Source organism: Bacteroides sp. D22 (assembly GCF_000163675.1).
Classification (GTDB): Bacteria; Bacteroidota; Bacteroidia; order Bacteroidales; family Bacteroidaceae; genus Bacteroides; species Bacteroides xylanisolvens.
Genome location: NZ_GG774801.1, coordinates 75,630 through 96,423, shown reverse-complemented (window position 1 = coordinate 96,423; position 20,794 = coordinate 75,630). Strand labels below are relative to the sequence as shown.

Below are 20,794 nucleotides of genomic sequence, written 5' to 3'. Positions count from 1 at the left end.
ATAGCGTAGGGCAACGCCCTACGAAAAAAACACACCAGCCACAAGCCCTGAAAGGGCGGAACTGTATACAATTATGCCCTTTCAGGGCGCAAATTCAGATTGCCGTTTTTACGTAGGGCGTTGCCCTACGCTATATAATTAAGCCCTTTCAAGGCACTCCGCAAAATTATCATTTAACCAACTTTCCTCCATTAAAATCAAACCTGTCCGAAAGTGAAAGCTTCGCTGCAAAATCAAATAAAGTAAGCCGGCGTATCTTATAATAATTCAGCCAGTAGTTCTGCAAGGCAGAGATAAAATTACGTTGTGCCTGTTGCTGCCTGTTGAGAGAAAGAGTCAAGCTATTAATATCCGCCTTGCCGATAATGAAGCGCTGTTTTGTCTCATTATAAGCAAGTATAGACAGATCCAACGCTTCTTCCGCACTGGCTATCAATTGCTGCTGGATATTAAAATCACTTACCGTCATAATCACTTCCTCCTCGATGCTAATCTCATCCTGACGTGCCGAGATCTTCACTACATTCAGATTATTTCTTGCCATATTATACTTTCCCTTACGAACACCCCAGTCCAATAACGGAATAGAAACACTGACTGCCACCAAATCCTGCTGCATCGGTTTATGATACACATCTCCAAAGTTATCCGCTACCTGATTAAAACCGATACTGGCATTCACACTTGCGTTAAAGCGAGATTCTTTCTTCGTCTTATCTACATTCCGTTCCGCTTCAAGTACATTCTGTTTCAGTTCCAACAATTGCGGGTTATTATTCCTGCCCCACCTCAAAGCCTCATCTACCGGAATATCCACCATCTCCGGGCGGGAAGGAAGTTCCAGTTTGATTTGCGTATTCTTATCCAGATTGAGAAAAGAAGCCAGTGAAAACATAGCCCGTTTCAGGTCACTTGCTTTATTCTGCAATGTATTCTGCGCATTCACGCGATCCAGTTTCAATGTCAACAAATCAGCCTGTGAGATAGCTGCAATTCGATGGCGTTGTTGCCCGATACGATACAATGTGTCCGTAGAAGCCAAGTTTTCTTTAGCAAGATTATATTCTGCTTGCGCCATAGCCAAAGAGAAAAAATAATTCGTAGCCGTTTCCGACACTTTTTCCACATTATAGAGAAATTCCTTTTTCACACGCTCATACTTCAACGGTTCTATCTTCCGTTCCCATTTGAAGGAGTTATATCCTACCAGACTTTGCGAATATCCGATTCGTATGGGAACACTCGTAAGTTGCGTAGCACTGTTACTTCCGAAGTTACGCATATAGGCAAGATTCGATTCCAGATAAAAAGTACCTCCGGTTAAATCAAAGTTCTGTTTTACACTCAATCCTCCATAAGCATAGTAAGACTGTTGCGTACGGTATACATCCAAATCCTGTCCCGAATCGTATCGTTTCGTTATATCCCGGTTATATTGTGCCGGAGTAACATCCAGTGTCAGACTAGGCAAACGATTTGCCCGAAAAGTCCTATACTCCCAATAACCGGATAAATACATATTCTGCGTACGGAATGATTCCAGCGAACTGTCGTTAGCAAGAGAAATTGTCCTGTTCAAATCCAATACCAGGTGTTTCTGTGCCCAAAGTGAAGATTCACCACCAAACATACAGAAGACACAGAGGAAGACAGGAATTCTTTTCTTTAATCTATTCATAACTTTCATTTTAGAACTATTAGTTATTACTTTCTAGCTGTTACTTATTTTCTTGTTACGGTAAATGAACCAGTAAAGTAACGGTATAATAAATAAGCTCACCGCCGTACCAATCGACATTGTTCCTATCATAGCAATAGACAACGGTTTTTGTAACTCCGAACCCATATCCGAAGAAAAAAGCAGTGGCACCATTGCGAAAATGGTAGTCAGAGAAGTCATGATAATCGGTCGTAGACGCCTACGACCAGCTTCATGTATCGCTTCTAATAGCGGAACACCCGCCTTACGCAATTCATTGATAGCATCCAGCTTCAGAATAGAGTCATTAATTACAATACCGCAGGTAACGATCAACCCGATAGCAGACATCAAATTCAGCGTATGTCCGCAAATCCAGAGTAAAAGCAGTGCAAATGCGAGGTCAATCGGTATCTCCGCCAAAACAAGCAAAGGCTGCAAAAAGCTTTCAAACTGTGCGGCAAGAATAAAATACATCAGTAACAGTGAAATAAATAAGATGATCACCAATTCATCCAACATCTCACTGTTAGAAAAGAAACTGCCGGAGAATCCAGTATCCCAGTCTTTCATATCTTCTGCCGTTTGTTTCACCTCCTTTATCAGTTTGTTTCCGTCCTGTACGCCATAAAAATCAAAAGGAACATACTCCCCGTTACGTCCGGCAGTAATACTCTTCAAGTCCTCGGCAGGAGTAACCGTCACCAGTTCCCGGAGTGGAATGTACTCTCTGTCGCCTTTACTGTCCGGTTCAGTCTGTATCAGTGTTTCCTGCAATATTTCATTCACCGTCTTCTCACTGCCCGCAACGTTGATCGGAAGATATTGCTGGTAAGAATGCAACATAGTCACACTATTTTCCCGGAAAGCAGTTTTCAAAACTCTATAAAGTTCATTGTAAGCAACACGATAAAGCAATAGTTTCTCCTTATTGATACTTAGGTTCAACTGGTTCTCAAAAGCAATGCCTGTAGGAGCAATTCCCGTCCTACGGGCTAACTCCAGCTCCACACTCCGGATCGTTTCCGCTTCCGGTGCTTTTGCCTTATTACGAGTGTAAAATTCGGCTATGATATCCGGTTCTCCCGTTACAAAGAGTTTCTCAAATACAGTCTCCGGTGGAGAGAAAGAAATAACGGAAAGCGGATAACGTTCTTTCAGTTTATGGTATATTTCCTGTTGCAAAGGAGCGATTATTTCTGATGTTTCCGTTCGGAAATAGAGTTCCGCTTCGGAAGAAGAAAGTTCCCTTTCACGATTCAAAAGAAAATCCTGCCTGCCAACAGATGCCGTGTGCTCCAATACCTGTTCTTTTAAATCTCTAAAAAGCTCATCCACGCGCCTCCTGTTTTCATCCACATGAATATTCTCATTCCACTCGATCCGGGCAATCAATTCATTCTCTTCTATATCAGGCATCCGTTGCTTGTCGATAAAGAAAAAGAAGAATACACAAAGCGGGATGGAGACAACACAAAACAATACACTAAACGTTTTGTGACGGAACACCCAATCTACCCCGGCATCATAAAAACGATCCAATGTGTGATCCTTTATCGGGTTATTGAATTTAAAAGAAAGCCATTTCCATTTTCGGGCATGAATACCTGTCCGATAGACCAGCAGATAAAGCACCGGAAGAAGCATAATACCGGTAAAATACGAAACCATCAATCCCACTGTAACCGAAAAAGCCTGATCATAGAAGATAGCTCCGGCAATACCACTCATAAAAATCAAAGGAGCAAACACGGCAATGGTAGTCAGGGAAGAACTCAACATGGGTGTCACCACTTCACTTGTTCCTGTTATACAGGCACGACGCAATGAATAGCCCCGCTCCCGATATTGGGATATATTTTCGGTCACGATAATCGAGCTGTCAATCATCATTCCTAAAGCCAAAATCAATCCGGCAAGGGAAATGATATTCAGTGACATATTACACAGATAGAAGAAAACAAAACTAATCACGATAGAAACTACCATACTAAGTCCGATCACCAACGGAGATTTCACATCTCCCAGAAACAGGACGGCTACCAGGCAGATAAAAAGGAATCCTAAAGAAAGATTCTGTTGCAGGTTTGAAATTGTGTAATCCAACAATTCCGTTTGGTTGCGACTAATACTAAAATCAATATCAGGATACACCTGTCTAAAATGCTCCATCGTCCTTACCAGAGACTGCTTCATCTTATCCATATTCTCGTCCGCCTGCTTGATAACAGCCAGCGTCACCGCCCTTTTCCCGTTCGATACAGATATACCTTTTTCTTTTACGGGCACGATAGAAACTTTGCAGAAGTCCTTTAGTTGGACAATGCGGTCTCCCTTACGCAGGTATATATTTTCCACATCTTCCGCGGTACGCAACAGAGTGGAGAATTTTATATTATATTCATAGTATCCGTCGCGTACTGTCATACTACCCGGCTCCACATTATTGGCAGCCAAAGCCGATTCAATATCTTCAATGGAAAACCCCATCATAGCCAGTTTATCCTCATCGGGTACAATCTGTACCTGACGCTCCACCAATCCGGTCACGTCTACCATAGCCACTTCTTCGAGCTGCTCTATCCTTCGCTTGATCACCGATTCGGCAAATTCACACAAATCCAGGAAAGAGTGCTGTCCTATCGTACTATAAGCACTATCATTCTTTAAGGTCAGATTCAGGTAAAACACGGGTATATCCGTTGCGCTTGCCTTAATAACTTTCGGGCGTTCAGTATCCTTGGGAAGATAATTCATTGCAGCGTCTATTTTTTCATTGACCTCTATAAAGGCAAGATCCGTATTAGTACCGAACTCAAAAGACAGGCGGATCATACCTCCTCCGTCTCTCGATTCACTATGAATATCTTTCAATGTAGACACCTGAATCAGTTGTCCCCGTAAAGGTTTCACAATCGTGTTTTCCAGTTCACGGGCAGAGGTATTAGCGGCAGACACCTGTATCGTTATCTCCGGAATGGCAATATCCGGAAGCAATGATATAGGCAAAGTATTATATGTCACCAACCCGATTATAAAACAGGCAGTAAAAGCCATCAATACGGCAATAGGACGCTGGATTAAAAATTTTATCATAATTACTCGATTTTGGCACAGATTATCTTACATTTACTGCCGCTTCATGTGCCAGATTCAGATTTCCGGTCACAATAATCGTATCTCCCTCCAGTAACCCCTCTTCAATCCCTTTCTGTGATTTATCCGAAACAACATATTCCGTTGCATTTTCCAATCCTGTATGCACATAATTCCACATAGCCTTGCCTTCTTGTAAAGTAAATACCACTTGCTTACCGGAGCGTAACACAACAGCCGTTTTAGGAATGACCAATTGTTGCCCTAAACTTCTTCTAACACTTACCCTTACATTCATACCACTGAACAGTTTTCCTTGTCCGTTGACTACAGCCTTCACCTTTACCATTCCGTTCGAATCTACCAATGGATTGATTTCAGATACGCTACCTTCAAACGAATCTCCTCCGGCATAAGGAGTAATCATCACCTTATCACCTGTTTTAATAAAAGCCAACTCATTCTCCAACACTGTAAAATCAGCTTCCATCCCACGAGTATCAATAACCGTACAAAACACCTCGGAAGTATTAGCTAAATTATATGGTTTAGAAAACAGATTAGCCACTATTCCATCGAAAGGAGCAACCAGTGTAGCATGTTCTGTTTCTCTTTTCACCAATTCATATTGAGATCTCGACTGCTCATATCCGCTCTTCACTTTTGCCAGTTTCATTGTTTCCACAGGAACTTTGCTGAAATCTTCGGAGGTATACCCCTGTCCGATCAATACATCTTTCAGTTCCAACTCGGCTTTCAACAAAGCATCTTCCGCTTGAGACAGCTTCTGCTCCAAGCGAAATTTATCCAGTTCAGCTAAGTTCTGTCCTTTATGTACGCGGTCACCATTCTTCACATAAATACGAGCAATAACTTCACTTGTCTCAAAACGAAGATCAGCCTGTCCGAGAGCACTTACTTTGCCGTTACTGACTAATTCGTGATGAAAATCACGTCTCTTTAGTATTTGAGTAGTGACTTCATTCTTAGCATCAGGAAGAACAGTGGAAACACCTTGTTCCTGTTTATCTACATCGTTTTTCTTGCCAGAGCAAGATGTTATCAGAATCCCTAATGCCAGACATGACAATAACCATGTACTATTGTGTTTCATCATATTTATCAGTTTATTTGTTTCAATAATTTCTTTACTTCCACTCTCATCTCTTTTACCGCTGTCGATTGCACCTTCGGTTCTTTTGTCAGTACAACCTCAACCATACGCTTTAATTTTTCAGGTTGTTGGTATTCCGGCTCCGCATACAGCTTTGCCAGAAGATAATACGGATAAATTCGTCCCGGAAGTCGCTGCGTAGACCGAATCAGACTCTCTTCCGCTTTCTCATACTTTCCTGATGCCTGATAATTTTTACCAATAATATTCAGAATCATTGGGTCATTACTATGCTCCATGGCTTCTTTCAACACTTTTGTAGAGCTATCATACTCCTTCAATTTATGCAAGCAATACCCGTATTCAAAAAGAAAGGCTCCCCGATTCTTCAATTCGGAATACAACTTTTCATATTCTTCTTTAGCTGATTGGTATGCTCCGATATTATAGAGCATTTTACTACGATACCAATCCTTACATACAACATATTGATTGTTTTTCCAATAATATGTCCCTAATAGAATTATTATCGAAATAAAAAATAATAGCATTATCTTCGAGCGTCCAATAACACAAGCAGCCAGCAGGAAATAGAAGGTCACTGCAAATCCTGGAATCTGCATCGGATAAGAAGAAAAAGCAAATACTAAAACAGAAATTACACCACCGCAAATACCTATTCGTCCTTCCCTACTCCCCTTCCAAAGACAAAACGCAATTATTAATAAAACGACAAATAAAAAAGGAATCCCATATTCTGTTGCTACTTGAAGATATTCATTAAAAGCATATTCCGGACTTCCTGCCACCAATTCTTCCGTCTCCGAATATTCTCCGTTGGCAAAATAATCTTCCTGCGCTCTGCCATAGGCCGAAACAAAATTCCCAGTTCCATGTCCTACAAGAGGACTTTCAGCGATCGCAAGAGTACTAATTTTCCACATGAACAAGCGCCCATTGGCGGAAGTTGCTTTTAACTGAAAAAGTGAGTAACCAATCACTATGAATATAATGCTTCCTGCAATACAGGCCAACACTACTTTTCTCTTATATATCTTTCTAATCTCCTTTAGTTTACTTCCCCATGAAACGTGCGTTCCATACACCCATGCGCCCGATACTGCGGCGGCAATCCAAGCCGAACGACTCATTCCGGCAGGTAATACACAAAGAATCAACAGCATCACTCCTAATGCCAGATAATACTTTCCCAGTTCTATCCATGTACGCTCCGTTTTTTCTTTCAAATTTAGCCATTCATGCAGACAAAGCGGAAATATCATTGCCAAATATCCCGAGTAAGGTCCCGGATTATAGAAAGATCCCGTGAGTGCATATAAGGAGTGATTGGAAACAGCGAAACCATATATTTGCCTCAATCCCCAAATAGCTTCAAACCCTCCCAACACAATCAATACCCACGTCACTATGGATGGAAAAGACAGATATTGTTTTCTATTCAAGCAAAAAGAAAGCAGATTACAAATGACAAAAACAACGGCCATACGTCCCAAGCATAGTTTTTGATATGCCATTTCGCCGACAGGGATGTCATTTGGAGTAGAAAAAGCTACTACACACAAAATTGCCGCAACTCCTGTAATAGTTATTACAGTCGCCATATTCCCTTTTGTTATTTGCTTCAATTCCAACTTGACTTTCATTCCTTATTTGATTTTCTTCATAATCCTATCCCAACGAGGTTTCTCCGTAAATTTATCTTCCGAATACCAGACACGGGCAGCCTTACCTACAATATATTCTTCAGGCAACATTCCCCAATATCTTGAATCCTGTGAATTTGCCATATTATCACCGGAAACAAAATAATAGTTCTTTTTAAAGCGATATTGGGTAATCACACTGTCTCCCAATACTATTTGTCCGTCTTTTATACGTAGTTTCTTCTTCTGTTCCCAACCTATCAACTGCCTGTATAAAAGACAGTTCGTACGGTTCATCATTACAGTCTGACCTTTCTTGGGAATCGGCAAAGGTCCGAACTCACGGATATTCCATCCAATTTGTTTGTCATACGGAAATGTACCTACCACAATGCCATGCTGTTCCGGATGCTTCAGATTCGCCAGATATTGCTGGGCATCGCAGTTTCCCAACTGTTCGTCACAACCACGTACTTTATAAAATCCCCCACGAATCTCCAAGGTATCCCCCGGCAGGGCGACACACCGCTTTACATAATACTGCATCACGTCCATCCGGACACTATCCCAACGGTTCATCTGATAAGGGAAATTGAAAACCAGTATATCATTTCTCTTGAAACTCCCCCATCCGGGCATCCTGTGGATAGTGACATCCTCATTATCCAAAGCTGCAAACACATCGAACAGGCGAGCCCCCCCTTATCATCTTATTGACCAATATCCGGTCGCCATCCTTCAATGCCGGTTCCATAGAATCCGAAGGTATCCTGAATGAAGTAAAACAGAACAGTTGCATCAAGAACAGAACTACCACCATGCAGAATATGAAGAAAGCCAAATTCTCCAATATCGCCCGAATTCTCTTTATCTTGCTCATAAGCTCCCCTTTAGTTGAATCAATTTACGATAAGCCGCCAACCCTAACACACATTTCACACGTTCGTCATTTTCATCCAATAATCCGGTGAAAGGATATGTTTCTTTTTTCATCTTCTTTTGCAAATAATCCGCCCACATCCCCAATTGCTCCCAATGCATATCAGCGTAACTGAAGTCCTGTTCCGCCTCAACAACAGCAGTTGTCATCATCAGCATATTGGCAGCCGCCTCTACGGCACAGTCTTCCAATTTCACCTGTTTACCGGCAACAGGATACAAGCCTATATCATACGGCGGGTATTTCTTGCTCCAATGAATATCTTCACAGTACTCGAATATGGGATCCAACAAGCCTCTCATCCAGTCGGTACGATTAAAGAATAACAATACCGGAAAACTCTTATAAGCTTCCCTGACATTACCCAAAGTATCGCCCAAACAAAAAAGCTTATTATCAGAAAATGACATAAACCTATGAGAGGATACAAAATTACGGTAAGCAGGAAGCATTTGCTCCGCAAATCCCTTATCCCCTGCCCGAAATGCTTTGGAGTTCCACCGGTTATCCAGAAGATCACATTCTGCTTTAAGTTCCTTATATCTATTTCCTACGGATTTCATTGATTCTTTTACCTCCCTTGTCCCATCACTATTCCAAAGAGGAGACAGAACCTCGCCATCATATTGCAGCACCTGTCCTTCTTCATATCCGACAAGTAATACCCCACTATTCTTATCCTCTTCATTTCCCACGTACAGCTTTTGAGACAAGATGGCATGACCATCCATACATGAAAAGGTTGTTTCATCTGCTGCCATAGCCAGATACAAACTATCGGACTTCACAAAATGCCAACCCTGTTCAACCCAACTATTGACCTTACTCTTGCCGAACATCCATTCCATATCTACATCGAACAGGATTTTTATATTGTGTTGCTGTTTTCCTTCTGTGTGAGTCTGATAGGAAACAAAACCGACAGGCCATCCGGCCAAATCCCATTTTTCTGACAAGGAAGGGGAAACAAAATCAATCGAGAGTTCCACATCTCCGCATTGAAAAACGGTTCGGGTATGCATGGCTTGTACATCCATCAGTTTCAATGTGGCAGGTTCCGCATCACCATAATTCTTATTTTCTATATATAAGCCAAAATCCAGTAAAGCAGGACCTCCCGTATTACGACAGTATGCAGCCAGAACGTTATTGCCATTAACTATTTGATTCATACCTTCACCAGTTAAACGTTGACATTTCGGCCGGTTAGTAAATCCTTTCTCAAACAAATAGTTCCCATTGCAATAAAGCTTCACCTGATCATCACAGATATAGCGAATATAGACTTTTCGCCCCTCCAAAACCTCTTTTTGATCCACCTTCACATGCCTGCGGACATATATATTTTCAGCTCCCCATGCAGTGTAAACCGGGTATGCTCCTCTTAACGGTCCGAAGGCCCCTTTACCCTCATTCCACAAAGAATCATCGTATCCACATTGTTCCCATCCTTTGCCCGGAAAAAGATAAGAATATTTTGCCGACCACCCGAAACTGTCATTCGAAAGAGGAGCCAGAGGCAATATACGCAAGGAATCTCCCCCCAGAAAACGGTAAGCCTTGCCGTCCACTCGCAAAATGCCTGTTAACGGAAACTCTTTTCCTGACCTCAAACATGAATAACTCCTGTTGATTGTATCCCCTGTGACACTAATAGAAAAATCTGGAGAAAGCGCCAATAAGGTATGTTTGGAAGGAGCTATGCCGGAAAAAGGCAAAAGTTCCTTATCGGGATGACAGGAACATATTAGAAGAATAATACCCGAAAGCATCATCATTCTCCATGTCATGACAAGATTATGATATGTTCTTATTTCCATCGTTGATTCCCTTTTTCGTAAACAAAAATTCTCTCGTCCACTCCGCGTGTATAGTTGCGCAGAAACAAAAGCGCATTTTCCGGAATATTCCGGAATACCAATGAGTCGGAGGCTGACTTGATTTTCCCGCCAGACTTCCAATCCCGGTCACAATAAAATAGTTCATAGTCATCGCCCGGGCGGACAAAGTTATCCCTGTTGCGCGGGGTATAGACAATGCGGTCTATCCGGATTTTCCGACCCAAATCAAGCCCGGTCCAACCTCCAGTAGGTTCGGAATAATCAAAAGAAGTCCACGTTCTTCCATCAAAAGCATTGGTGTATTCATGTGTTCCGTCATGTTCCCAACATCCGGGAGTACCTATGATCTTTCCCGACAAAGCGGCAGTATCATTCTTCTCATAAAAAGCGATTTCCGACACATTACAATGAGCATTGGGAGGTCCCACATATCTAATATAACGATACTCTTTATCAGACCAGCTTTTTACTGTCGTATTCAGCCGATCAGGTCTGCTTTGTATAATAAACAATGTATCTTTTTCTCCAAAATCAGTTCGGTTACTTCCTTCAAAAACGCCTCCTATCATTCGATCTCTAAACCAATTCTCTCCATCTATATTAGTTTTAGCATACAGTACCACCTCCTTCTTCTCTTTTCCAACGGAATAAAAATAAGTTTCATTTGCTTCTCTATCCGTATAAAAAGGATCAGTTAAGAAATGCAACGCTCCGTCCTCATAAGTAGCAACCCTCAAAACGGCACCGTTACGAACATATCGGAAGGCCAGATGACCAGCGTCGTAGACGGTCCAGTCAACCGGAATCCAATGATCCCTATTGCTAGCACATAGATAAGCAATCTTACCATTCCTAACATTCCTGTATTGTTTCTCTAAAGGAATGACCAGTTCTTTTTGGTATGAATACGCATAATCATAAGTTGTGTCCTTAAACTTGGGAATACGCCAGAACGGATATACTTTCTCTCCATATTGTGCCATCTGCTCATGTAACTCTCTATTCACACTAAAAGTATATCTATATATCTTGGCAGATCCTCCCCACCGGTACAGATCACATTTGCGAACACGTATCAATTTTGTCATAAAGTCGGACATATATCCTTCTCCATCTTTATCCCAGACTATCACCCAGAAATGACCGGCATTTACATCACCACGTGCAGACAGATAATCTATTGCACAGGGAATGCCTAAAGCCCGAAAGAGGTAGATTTCAAAATCCGTCAATTCTCTGCAACTTCCTACTTGGTACTGCACAAATTCAGGTCCGACATGTCCGAAAGAAAAAGGGACTATAGAAGTATAAAGAGTCTGTTTATCCGGTAATCTAGCCATCAAATATTTAGCTACCACTACTGGATCTTCTTTGTCTAAGGTGTCGGATATACGCAGTGAATCCAGCAACGAATTATATTTCTCATAATATGTCTCGCGCCAATAGGTTAACGGTTCATCATCAATCCGGTAGGGCAACAGGTACTCACAAAATGTATCAAATGAAATATTCTTGCCCCAAGGTTGCTCCTGCCAAACTTTAAATGCCCAATCAATGTTATGACACAAATAAGCGGAATCTATTTCTAGGATATCGCGTTTCTTCACAGGTTCTTTCATAGGTCCAAATACTTTCTCGACCGAATCAGAGATTTGTTGCGGCGTTTTATTCTTACATACTTTTAACCACGCGTAGTAGGACTTATAATTCTCTAATTGTTCTCCATCGGAATAGGTATAAAAAGGCATATTTTCTATCAAAAAGCAGGCCGCTTTGTATTTTAAACTGTCAGCAGGATTCTTTTGGTAATGACAAAGTACCTTTTCCAACTCTTTCCGGTTGTTTTTAGCAGATAGCAGGGCAGCTTCGAGAGGAGTTATCATTTCCTCTCTGAATGCCATCTTGTCTATAATTTGCCAGCCCAGCCAGATAAACAGCACCAAAACTATAAGTTGGATATATCCGAAATACTTCATCAAGCCTTTTTTAAATATTCATTTTGCATTTCCACTAATTTTCAGATAGAATGGAGAGCCTTCTGCATTACAATGCACGGTTATTGTTTTATTAAAATGTTCAGGATGTTCTGCTTGATATTTCACTTTCAAAGTCAAACTCTTGCCGGGTTGAACAGGTTCTTTAGGATATTCAACTGTAGTACAGCCACAAGAAGTAATCACATTATCTACTGCTAATAATTCTTTTCCAATGTTGGTCAGAATAAACTCGCAAGACTTTTGTTTCTTCCAATCAAATGTTTCCCAATCCATATACTTTTTATCTATCATAATTTTTGTTTGCTTCCTTTCCTCCGACACCAAAGCCTGCTTCTTATCCAGAATTATCTTCATATATAATTCTTTTATTTTGGGATTATGCATTGGATTACCTATAGCCAAAACCTTATTATGTTCATCTAACAGAAATGTTTGTAGCATTGCATTAGAAGGAAAGCGATTCAATTTATAAAGAGAATTATTCCTATCTATGCAAACCGGAACATCAAAATTCTGACTACATAATAGCAGCAATAAATCTCTCATATCTTTAGGATGTATAAAAAATAGAAAAGAAACTTTGTTTTCAGATATCGAATCTATCTGCGTTATCCATTCCATCCACTGTGATAACCTCAAAGTACACCCGACGCATCCCACAGAATCTGTATAAACCAAGATTTTATATTTGTTCGTAGGTATTGAATTATATACAGAATCCTTACCCAACCGAGTAAAAATATAGCCATCATCAAATTTAATTTCTCTATTAATCCATTCCTCAACCACATTAGTGATTTCAACATTTGCCTTCTTTTGACATGAATGAAAACTCATTAATATAGCAAACAGAATCATATATAATATAACTTTAAGCATACTCCTCATTAATCATGATTATTGATAGAAAAACAATAAAAGAGAACAAAGTCTCAATACCATTCAAAGCCAAACTAAATCAATTCAATTCATTTCAGAAAAATCATATCTATGGTTAAATCATCAGTATCATTTTTCTCGTCTAGAATATTATCAACAAAAAAAGCGATACCACCATAGGTTGCATTCCAACTTGTAAAAGGACTATATCTACAATTCGATAATTTCATTTCACCGATTTTCTCCATATGCTCATCAAATAGCATCAAATATAAATCACGTTCATTTATAAGTTTTTCTACACCTTTCTTCTCATCGAAATCAACTTTGTCAGCATGTAAACGGGCATATATCTTATATTTGGGCAAATACATGACATCATAAAAATGGGGGTTTTCAAGCCAGTGTTTTTCCAAAGTGGCATAATCTCCCGTAGTCGTACATTTCTCTATTATATTAGAAGTATAGCGACTATCTGCCAATATGTATTTTCGTTCGTTTGTCCTCATGTTCAATGTATAAATAGAAGATTCGACGGGATAATTGTATACTATATTTTCACCTACAAAATTAACATTGGGAAAATTTATATATGCATATCCTTTACTCATATCCGGAATGATCTTGGATGGAGATAACCGATAAGTTGCCATCTTATCATCTTTATCCATGAAAATTTCTTTTACTATAAATGTATCAGAAGCTGTGTTTTTTACTAAAAACATTAGTGAATGGCGAGGGGAACTATAAAACAAATGGGAAGTGAACATTGCATAATTAGTATTTATTAATAATTGTTCTTGTTCCTCCAAATATTTCTTTAAATCAATGGTTCTTTTTATCGTTCCCGCACTATCAATCAAGAAAGCACGTTCTGACTCATCAGATATCCATACAGAATCTAACGATTGTACATATATTCCTGACAGACGAACAATAGCATCAGGACCATCCCCTGGTAATATAATCTGAGTTACTGATTTAGATTTCAGATTCATACAGTCTAAAGAATGTGATCGATAATTATAACCAATCAAGTAGTCCGTTGAATCAACGTGAACAGATGAAGACATATAATATGATTTTAGTTGCAAAATATCTTGTGGAGGAAATTTAATTTCCTCCACTTCTATTGTAACTCCATCATTATTATCATCCTCTTTCCCTGTTCTTTGTCCTGTGCATGATACCAAAGTCATACACAACATCAAAAAAAGGATTTTTAAAGATGACATAATAATCAACAATTAGTTAAATTTGCACATCGATTATCCCTATCATATACTGTAGAACCACACTCTGCACCTGCATGAGTAGGACATGGACGTAAATAGTAAGGACCACCAGTTTCTCCTCCCCATGCAAAAGCTTCTACATTAGCCAAAGCCAAATCTGACAATTTTGTTTCATTCTGTGATATATAAACATTGTATCCTGCTACTATTGCAACTATAGCTACAACTACCATACTTAATAATTTCCTTTTCATATTTAATTCTTTATATTAGTAAATAAACTTTCATTTTTTCTGTATCTATCCTTTCAACAGAATAGCAATAGTTTGCTACACTAAATTTTAGTCTTATGTTTGCATCGGAATAACCTCCTTTCTATTAGGGGTTAAGGAGCAGATGATGTTTAAGCAAATCCGACAAGATTGAACCAGTTCATCAGTCTGCTCCTTGTTTATTATGTTATTAACTAGCCATTCAACCAAAATCAAATTTTAGTATCGGTTGATCGCTATTTACATCCGTCGCCATGATCGTTTTAGTAGCTTCATCCACCCAAATTCCATATATATAATGGTCGAGTACATATTTGCATAACGGTTCTCCTTTCAAACTAAATACATAAATATATTTTCCTCCATCAGGAAGCTTTCCGCTTTGTCTCGCAATCTCCTTAAAAGGCGTTCCATGAGATACTACATAAATGGCACTATCTGTTACTTGTACATCACTAAATCCCATAATTCCCGTAGGTATACCATATCCATCTGATATTGTAAATTCAGGTTCACCATGCCCACCTATACGAACAACATAGGTACTATCTTTCAAATTATAAACCTCAAGGACCTCCCCCAACTGGGTAACTACCGCCAATATTCCATTGTTAGGATTGTAGTCTAGGAAACTCCTCCATGCTTGGGCTAACGCTGGACGAGCATTTTTCAATGCTTTTTCATCAATAGTCGGAATAACCCCTATCTTATCTATAAGCCTCCCATTACGGTTAACTCGACATAAACGATTTTCACCGGAATAGTCAGGAATAATAAACATTGTATCATTATATATAGCAAAATCAAGTGGTCGAAGTATATCTTCATCCAATGTTACCGTTTCGTCACGAAGCAGTGAATCACCGGATGAAGAAAAGTCTAACCTAGTTAATTCACTTTTATTGGCATCCAATGTCCAGACTCCACGATCCTGCAAACGAAAATTCTCCATTGATAACATTTCTGTAGGTGAATCACCACGCTTGCCAAAAGAAGATAAATACTGAAAACTAGGATATTGGAATAAGTGTCCATAATGATCAAGACCATGTAAATCCATTACAATAGCTTTATCTTCTTCAATTCGTATCCTAAATGGATAGCGTAACAGGGCTGTATCAAGCTCTATGACTTCTCCTTTTAGCTCTTTTTCTCGTGGAAATTCAGAATAAGCAAATACATTGTCCGCATATTCTTTATGTTTCTTACTACAAGAAATCAGAAATAAAAAGAAAAAAAACAGATACTTAATATCATTCCTCAAGGCTGTATCCTCCAAAGACATATTTAACTTTAGCATGAGCTATCGGACAATCTACAGATCCTGATCCCAAACATTTATACATATTTGTACCTTCACCCGCAGCTAAAGCCTCTATATTATAATTGAGTAATGTATTGAATGAAACGTGGTGATTAGCTGGACGTTTTACCGTTAAATACACCATTAGACATAAAAATAAGAAGAATACCAGTTTTCTCATATTGCTTTTTGTTATAAGATTAATATGTGAACAAAGGTAGTAAACTGGCAAAAAGAAGCTATAAAATGTGGCTGACCATTTCCGACCTACTATAAATTATAATCTAAAGAGATATTACAATTATCTAAAAATTGCCATTTCATCGAGGTTTATAGCTATTAAAAGAATTTTAGATTATAGAACCAATTGATACCCATCTACACATTTTTCTATATCAATAGAAGAATCTAACTCTTTTATGTTAGAACGCAAACGTGCTACCGCTTTATGAATTCGATCATTTGTAGCACTTCCATCAGACCACAAATTCTCACTAATATCACTATTTTTTAAAACATATCCTGTTTCTTCCATTCTAAGAAAAAGCTCCAATAGCTTACTAGGCTGTGGCTGCAAATACTTTTGTCGCCCATTAAACTCTATTACTTTTTGATCTGCATGAAATATAAAACCTTCATGTAATTTATAAGAACGTATAGAAGAACTATCATTCATTTCTTCACTATTTTTATAACAGGCTTTTCTATAACTTCCTTCTTTCTTATAGAAAATATTTTATTTTGAACAAATAAAATAAATTTGTAAATCATATATATACAAACGATGTATATCAATAAACCCAAAATGATTTCCATATATAGCATATTCCAAACGGAATAATGAAGATAAGCCATTACCTCTATTTCACAAGCATAGCCTATAGAAACAATAAACACCAAATTTGAGAACTTACGCCATTCACTATAAGAGGTAGATGCTGATGTCACATCACCAAGCCTATCTACAACGGAAACATATAATGCTGCTTCCATTGAGATACCCGACTCGTTTAAATACTTTTTCCAAATAAGATTCAATGAATCTGGCTGAATGGGATGTTCTTTAAAAGCAACGCTATGCAGCAAACGAACACTAGTATCTGTCGTTATATTGTTGTAATGTTTTGCCTTATCTAACTTTAACTTATATACACCTGTAGAATCTGCATAGATTACCGAATCCGGTAATTCTGTAAATCCCACATTTGATACATCCGGAAGAGTAAGCATCAAAGGACCTTCCCCTTCCACATTCCGACTTTTCAGTTCCTGATTAAATGCCTTAATAAAAGCTTCTTTCGCCTCCTCTTTAAGCGCAGATAGCTTAGATTCATAAGAGTACTTGCAAGCAAAAAAGAATGCAACTACACCAATACAAGCAATAACAGCTAACAGAATAATATTTTTAGTTCTCATCGTGTTTCATTTTATATCCTTTTCGAGCACAAAGATAACATTTTTTACATCAATCGACGAGTTAGACAGATAATACCATACTACAAAAAACATATTCCTGCGATTTTCTAGCAGGGACGTTAGAGAATAAGTTATCAACCTTTTCACCCATATAGTAAAAGCACCTGTCCTATTTTTAAGATTTACCTGTTTAATTTTAAAGTAAAAATGAAGCAAAGAGAGAAATAAATGCATAAATCAATGCAAGAATATACCGTTTTCAGACTAAATATTACATAAATAAGGGATAAAAAACGAATTATTTACCGCTAACTAAGCTTTGTTCCTCACCGAGGAACGACTCGTTGCCCGGTGTGCGTCGCTTCCTTCCTCACCGAGGAACAATACATTCATCGGTGAGACCCGAGTTTATCGGTATATTTTCAGCTATTTCACACTATATCCCATCCAAATCAAATATAGCAAAAAGAAAGTATTTATCAAATAGTCAAACGAATATCCGCAAATAACCTCTTTACAGCAAACAATAAGCATCCAAATAACCTAAAAACAAAGCACCACAGATTTCCATAATCCCTAATTACTCACATATTTATCTGCATACAAGACTCTGTCTTAAATTCAAGCAGGAGAAACGCATAAGATATCCTATTTTTATGTATGTTCTCATTTCAAGACTTCCATATATAAAAAAATCCTATATCATGTCTAAGATGATATAGGATACTAACAATTATATAGAGGCGTTTATTACAACGCCTTTATTTCTTCTATGGACAAGCCTGTGACTTGCGAAATAACATCAAGAGGAATATTCAGAGTCTTCATATTGCTTGCAGTTTCCCTTTTCTCTTCCAGACGGCCTTCATTAATTCCTTCCACACGACCCTCTACACGACCTTCAGCATGACCCTCTGCGCGTCCTTCTTCACGACCTTCTGCACGACCTTCAGCACGTTCAGTGAATATATTATCCTTTAATATTACAATATTATCCAAATGGCGATAGTAAGCCTCAAGTTCCGCTTTAGTCATCTTGTCAAGTTTTAATCGTTCACGGGCTTCTGTTAAACCTGGAGCAGTCGCACTATCAGGAATATCACCTGTATTCAGATAATAGATCCATTCTTCCAACGGACTTTTAGCTACCTGATTAAAATCATTGACTTTCAAAATATAATATTCAGGATAAAGTTGACTTACTGTATCCACTTTAAAAGTTTGTTTTTGAAAAGGAGTCAGTTCAAGCATATCTCCCTGATGAATTCCCCGGAATTCCGTTTTACCGTGATATACGGTATCTTTACCACTACCCAAAGAAAAATAGACAATATTGACACTATATACTTTACGTACCTTATAATAGCCTTCTCCACGATTAATATACTCGGTCACTAATTTAGAAGTACCAAACAGCATACGTTGAAAATAAGCATACTCATTATTATTCTGAACTTCAATCAGAATAAGTTCACCTTTCGAGTTTTCAGCAAGCATATCTACACGATTATACTTATCAAACTCATCTTCTTGATTGCTTTCACTCTCTAAAAGCTTCCGAATGATTATCTTTTCATTCAAAAGAGTAGTTAGAAAGCCCTCAAGAACTGCAAAATTGGCTTTATTACGCAATAAACGTTTCATAGCCCAATCGAAACGAATATAATTACTTGACATAAGTTCGTCTCCTTTCTTGTTATCTTGTTTCAAGCTAACAAAGGTAAGCAGAAAATGTTTGATTTCAAGTATATATGCTTCAATTTCTTTCTACTAAGAATATTCTATCTTCCACTGTCCCAAAGTCCGCGTTGTACTATCGAAATTCACTCCAACTTTAACAACCTTGCGATGCTCTACCTCATAAGGAATGGCATACTGTTTACTATTAATTTGTGCCAACGCTTCTTCGGGAGTTCCGTCTACCTTAAATTCAAACACATAAATCGCATCAGGCATCTTGATTACCACATCAGCCCTACCAATAGCATTCTTAACCTCTACATCCACATATTGCCCCATCAAACGGAATAACAAATAGAAAATAGTCTGATAGTGCTTTTCCTGATTATTCTCCAAATCATAAGGTATAGAAGAAAAGAAAGAACGAGTACGAAGAAGGCACTGCTCAATATCACCTTTCATCAGGTCTCTTACAAAAGAGACTACATAAAAATTACTTTCACGTGTCGGTTGATTGAGATAGGAAGGGATCAGAGTCTCAATAAAGCCTATCTTAACTTCTTCGTTGGGATAACCTAATGTATATGTACGAAAGAGAGGTTCATATCCTTTAATAGTCAAATAGCCACTCTGATAAAGTACAGGAATCGGATCGGTAATAACCTCTGTCGCTTTATCAAAATCTTCGTCTTTCACTTCCATCTTTTCCAATAGAGTAAGACTGAAGTCCATTCGCTGTAACATTTCAATCAAGAAAGTAGGCGTGCCGGTAGAAAACCAAAAGCTCTTATAATCTCTTTGCGAAAATGCATTGAAAAGGCTGAACGGATTGTAAATATCTTCACAAATCTTGCTGAAATGATAACCGTCATACTGCCGTTTCAAATGCCGACAAGCTTCTTCATAGGTTTCATTATTCGCTTGAGCTATCCTCTCAATATCCGGTTGCATCTGACTTAGCAACTCTTGCTCTGTAATACCACAAATAGCACTATAATCATCGCTCATACTGATATTCTGCAAGTTATTCAGCTCACTAAATATACTCATCTGACTGAACTTGCTGATTCCTGTCAGAAACAAGAAACGAAGATATTGCCCTTGCGCTTTAAGAGGACTGAAAAACTTCCGCATTTCAGTTCGCAATTGTCCTTGTAAAGCAGAGTCGCTATTACTATCCAATAAAGGTGCATCATATTCGTCAATCAATACAACAGCCTGCTTTCCTGTCTGTTGGTAGATTCGTTGAAGCAAACCGGTTAAACGGGCTGCATAGCTCGTTTCTTCTTCATTTTTCCCATAAGTCCTCTCCCATTCGCTTAGATAAAGATTCAATTGCTCTTGCAAATCTTCGATTGTGGTGTATTTCGTTCTACTAAAATCAATATGCAACACAGGATAAACAGTCCATTCTTTCTCTAACTGTTCCATAGCCAATCCTTCGAACAACTCTTTCTTTCCGGAAAAATAAGCTTCAAGAGTAGAGACTAGAAGACTTTTTCCAAAGCGACGCGGACGACTAAGGAAATAAATCTTATTTGTATGAGTCAAATGATAAATTAATGCAGTTTTATCAATATACACACAATCATTATTACGTAAATCCTCAAAATTCTGTATTCCGATAGGATATCTTCTAAATGTCTCTTTCATACCAC

Annotated in this window: 15 protein-coding genes and 1 pseudogene; all 16 read right to left on the bottom strand. The window is 38.6% G+C overall.

Annotated features, from left to right (window positions below; all coding sequences use genetic code 11):
* Positions 1–169: 169 nt before the first annotated feature.
* The 16 genes and pseudogenes from HMPREF0106_RS16735 to HMPREF0106_RS16795 all read right to left on the bottom strand — a co-directional run bounded on the left by HMPREF0106_RS16735 (position 170) and on the right by HMPREF0106_RS16795 (position 20,789).
* Entirely contained in the window at positions 170–1,630 is a 1,461-nt protein-coding gene (locus HMPREF0106_RS16735; protein ID WP_085931287.1) for a TolC family protein, read from the bottom strand.
* 81 nt (positions 1,631–1,711) lie between these two features.
* Positions 1,712–4,795, bottom strand: a complete 3,084-nt coding sequence (locus HMPREF0106_RS16740; protein WP_009039511.1) for an efflux RND transporter permease subunit — start codon at positions 4,793–4,795, stop codon at positions 1,712–1,714.
* A gap of 22 nt (positions 4,796–4,817) precedes the next feature.
* Entirely contained in the window at positions 4,818–5,909 is a 1,092-nt protein-coding gene (locus tag HMPREF0106_RS16745; RefSeq protein WP_032851208.1) for an efflux RND transporter periplasmic adaptor subunit, read from the bottom strand.
* Between the two features lie 8 nt (positions 5,910–5,917).
* The gene (locus HMPREF0106_RS16750; protein WP_009039509.1) at positions 5,918–7,573 is read right to left on the bottom strand and encodes an O-antigen ligase family protein; all 1,656 of its coding nucleotides are present in this window, start codon (positions 7,571–7,573) and stop codon (positions 5,918–5,920) included.
* A 3-nt stretch (positions 7,574–7,576) separates the two neighbouring features.
* Positions 7,577–8,453 (bottom strand): annotated as a pseudogene (gene lepB / locus HMPREF0106_RS16755) (signal peptidase I).
* A complete protein-coding gene (locus tag HMPREF0106_RS16760) occupies positions 8,450–10,333 on the bottom strand; it encodes a glutaminase domain-containing protein (protein ID WP_009039508.1) in 1,884 nt (627 codons plus the stop codon). Before HMPREF0106_RS16760 ends, lepB begins: the two are co-directional and overlap by 4 nt.
* A complete protein-coding gene (locus HMPREF0106_RS16765) occupies positions 10,324–12,330 on the bottom strand; it encodes a transglutaminase-like domain-containing protein (RefSeq protein ID WP_009039507.1) in 2,007 nt (668 codons plus the stop codon). Before HMPREF0106_RS16765 ends, HMPREF0106_RS16760 begins: the two co-directional genes overlap by 10 nt.
* An 18-nt stretch (positions 12,331–12,348) precedes the next feature.
* A complete protein-coding gene (locus tag HMPREF0106_RS16770) occupies positions 12,349–13,209 on the bottom strand; it encodes a DUF1573 domain-containing protein (RefSeq protein WP_225739769.1) in 861 nt (286 codons plus the stop codon).
* A 110-nt stretch (positions 13,210–13,319) separates the two neighbouring features.
* Positions 13,320–14,465 carry a hypothetical protein gene (locus HMPREF0106_RS16775; RefSeq protein ID WP_032851183.1) on the bottom strand — a complete coding sequence of 382 codons (1,146 nt, stop codon included), beginning with the start codon at positions 14,463–14,465 and terminating at the stop codon, positions 13,320–13,322.
* A gap of 5 nt (positions 14,466–14,470) precedes the next feature.
* Positions 14,471–14,719, bottom strand: a complete 249-nt coding sequence (locus HMPREF0106_RS16780) for an NVEALA domain-containing protein (protein WP_009039504.1) — start codon at positions 14,717–14,719, stop codon at positions 14,471–14,473.
* Between the two features lie 220 nt (positions 14,720–14,939).
* A complete protein-coding gene (locus tag HMPREF0106_RS16785) occupies positions 14,940–16,022 on the bottom strand; it encodes a BF3164 family lipoprotein (RefSeq protein WP_009039503.1) in 1,083 nt (360 codons plus the stop codon).
* The gene (locus HMPREF0106_RS25785) at positions 15,991–16,221 is read right to left on the bottom strand and encodes an NVEALA domain-containing protein (RefSeq protein WP_074705171.1); all 231 of its coding nucleotides are present in this window, start codon (positions 16,219–16,221) and stop codon (positions 15,991–15,993) included. Before HMPREF0106_RS25785 ends, HMPREF0106_RS16785 begins: the two co-directional genes overlap by 32 nt.
* Positions 16,222–16,395: 174 nt before the next feature.
* Positions 16,396–16,716 carry a transcriptional regulator gene (locus tag HMPREF0106_RS0124510; RefSeq protein ID WP_032851182.1) on the bottom strand — a complete coding sequence of 107 codons (321 nt, stop codon included), beginning with the start codon at positions 16,714–16,716 and terminating at the stop codon, positions 16,396–16,398.
* Positions 16,713–17,456 carry a hypothetical protein gene (locus HMPREF0106_RS0124505; RefSeq protein WP_032851180.1) on the bottom strand — a complete coding sequence of 248 codons (744 nt, stop codon included), beginning with the start codon at positions 17,454–17,456 and terminating at the stop codon, positions 16,713–16,715. The genes HMPREF0106_RS0124510 and HMPREF0106_RS0124505 overlap by 4 nt, the downstream gene beginning before the upstream one ends.
* 750 nt (positions 17,457–18,206) lie before the next feature.
* On the bottom strand, positions 18,207–19,133 hold the full coding sequence (locus tag HMPREF0106_RS16790; RefSeq protein WP_009039502.1) for an Rpn family recombination-promoting nuclease/putative transposase: 927 nt from the start codon (positions 19,131–19,133) through the stop codon (positions 18,207–18,209).
* A 93-nt stretch (positions 19,134–19,226) separates the two neighbouring features.
* Positions 19,227–20,789 carry an ATP-binding protein gene (locus HMPREF0106_RS16795; protein ID WP_004312304.1) on the bottom strand — a complete coding sequence of 521 codons (1,563 nt, stop codon included), beginning with the start codon at positions 20,787–20,789 and terminating at the stop codon, positions 19,227–19,229.
* Positions 20,790–20,794: the final 5 nt, after the last annotated feature.

What these genes read in the sequence shown, in the direction of transcription:
- HMPREF0106_RS16795 (WP_004312304.1), bottom strand. Translation starts at nt 20,789, where the DNA reads ATGAAAGAGACATTTAGAAGATATCCTATCGGAATACAGAATTTTGAG.
- HMPREF0106_RS16765 (WP_009039507.1), bottom strand. Translation starts at nt 12,330, where the DNA reads ATGAAGTATTTCGGATATATCCAACTTATAGTTTTGGTGCTGTTTATC.
- HMPREF0106_RS16745 (WP_032851208.1), bottom strand. Translation starts at nt 5,909, where the DNA reads ATGAAACACAATAGTACATGGTTATTGTCATGTCTGGCATTAGGGATT.
- HMPREF0106_RS16785 (WP_009039503.1), bottom strand. Translation starts at nt 16,022, where the DNA reads ATGTCTTTGGAGGATACAGCCTTGAGGAATGATATTAAGTATCTGTTT.
- HMPREF0106_RS16740 (WP_009039511.1), bottom strand. Translation starts at nt 4,795, where the DNA reads ATGATAAAATTTTTAATCCAGCGTCCTATTGCCGTATTGATGGCTTTT.
- HMPREF0106_RS16775 (WP_032851183.1), bottom strand. Translation starts at nt 14,465, where the DNA reads ATGTCATCTTTAAAAATCCTTTTTTTGATGTTGTGTATGACTTTGGTA.
- HMPREF0106_RS16760 (WP_009039508.1), bottom strand. Translation starts at nt 10,333, where the DNA reads ATGGAAATAAGAACATATCATAATCTTGTCATGACATGGAGAATGATG.
- HMPREF0106_RS16780 (WP_009039504.1), bottom strand. Translation starts at nt 14,719, where the DNA reads ATGAAAAGGAAATTATTAAGTATGGTAGTTGTAGCTATAGTTGCAATA.
- HMPREF0106_RS16790 (WP_009039502.1), bottom strand. Translation starts at nt 19,133, where the DNA reads ATGTCAAGTAATTATATTCGTTTCGATTGGGCTATGAAACGTTTATTG.
- HMPREF0106_RS0124510 (WP_032851182.1), bottom strand. Translation starts at nt 16,716, where the DNA reads ATGAATGATAGTTCTTCTATACGTTCTTATAAATTACATGAAGGTTTT.
- HMPREF0106_RS16735 (WP_085931287.1), bottom strand. Translation starts at nt 1,630, where the DNA reads ATGTTTGGTGGTGAATCTTCACTTTGGGCACAGAAACACCTGGTATTG.
- HMPREF0106_RS16770 (WP_225739769.1), bottom strand. Translation starts at nt 13,209, where the DNA reads ATGATTCTGTTTGCTATATTAATGAGTTTTCATTCATGTCAAAAGAAG.
- HMPREF0106_RS25785 (WP_074705171.1), bottom strand. Translation starts at nt 16,221, where the DNA reads ATGAGAAAACTGGTATTCTTCTTATTTTTATGTCTAATGGTGTATTTA.
- HMPREF0106_RS16750 (WP_009039509.1), bottom strand. Translation starts at nt 7,573, where the DNA reads ATGAAAGTCAAGTTGGAATTGAAGCAAATAACAAAAGGGAATATGGCG.
- HMPREF0106_RS0124505 (WP_032851180.1), bottom strand. Translation starts at nt 17,456, where the DNA reads ATGAGAACTAAAAATATTATTCTGTTAGCTGTTATTGCTTGTATTGGT.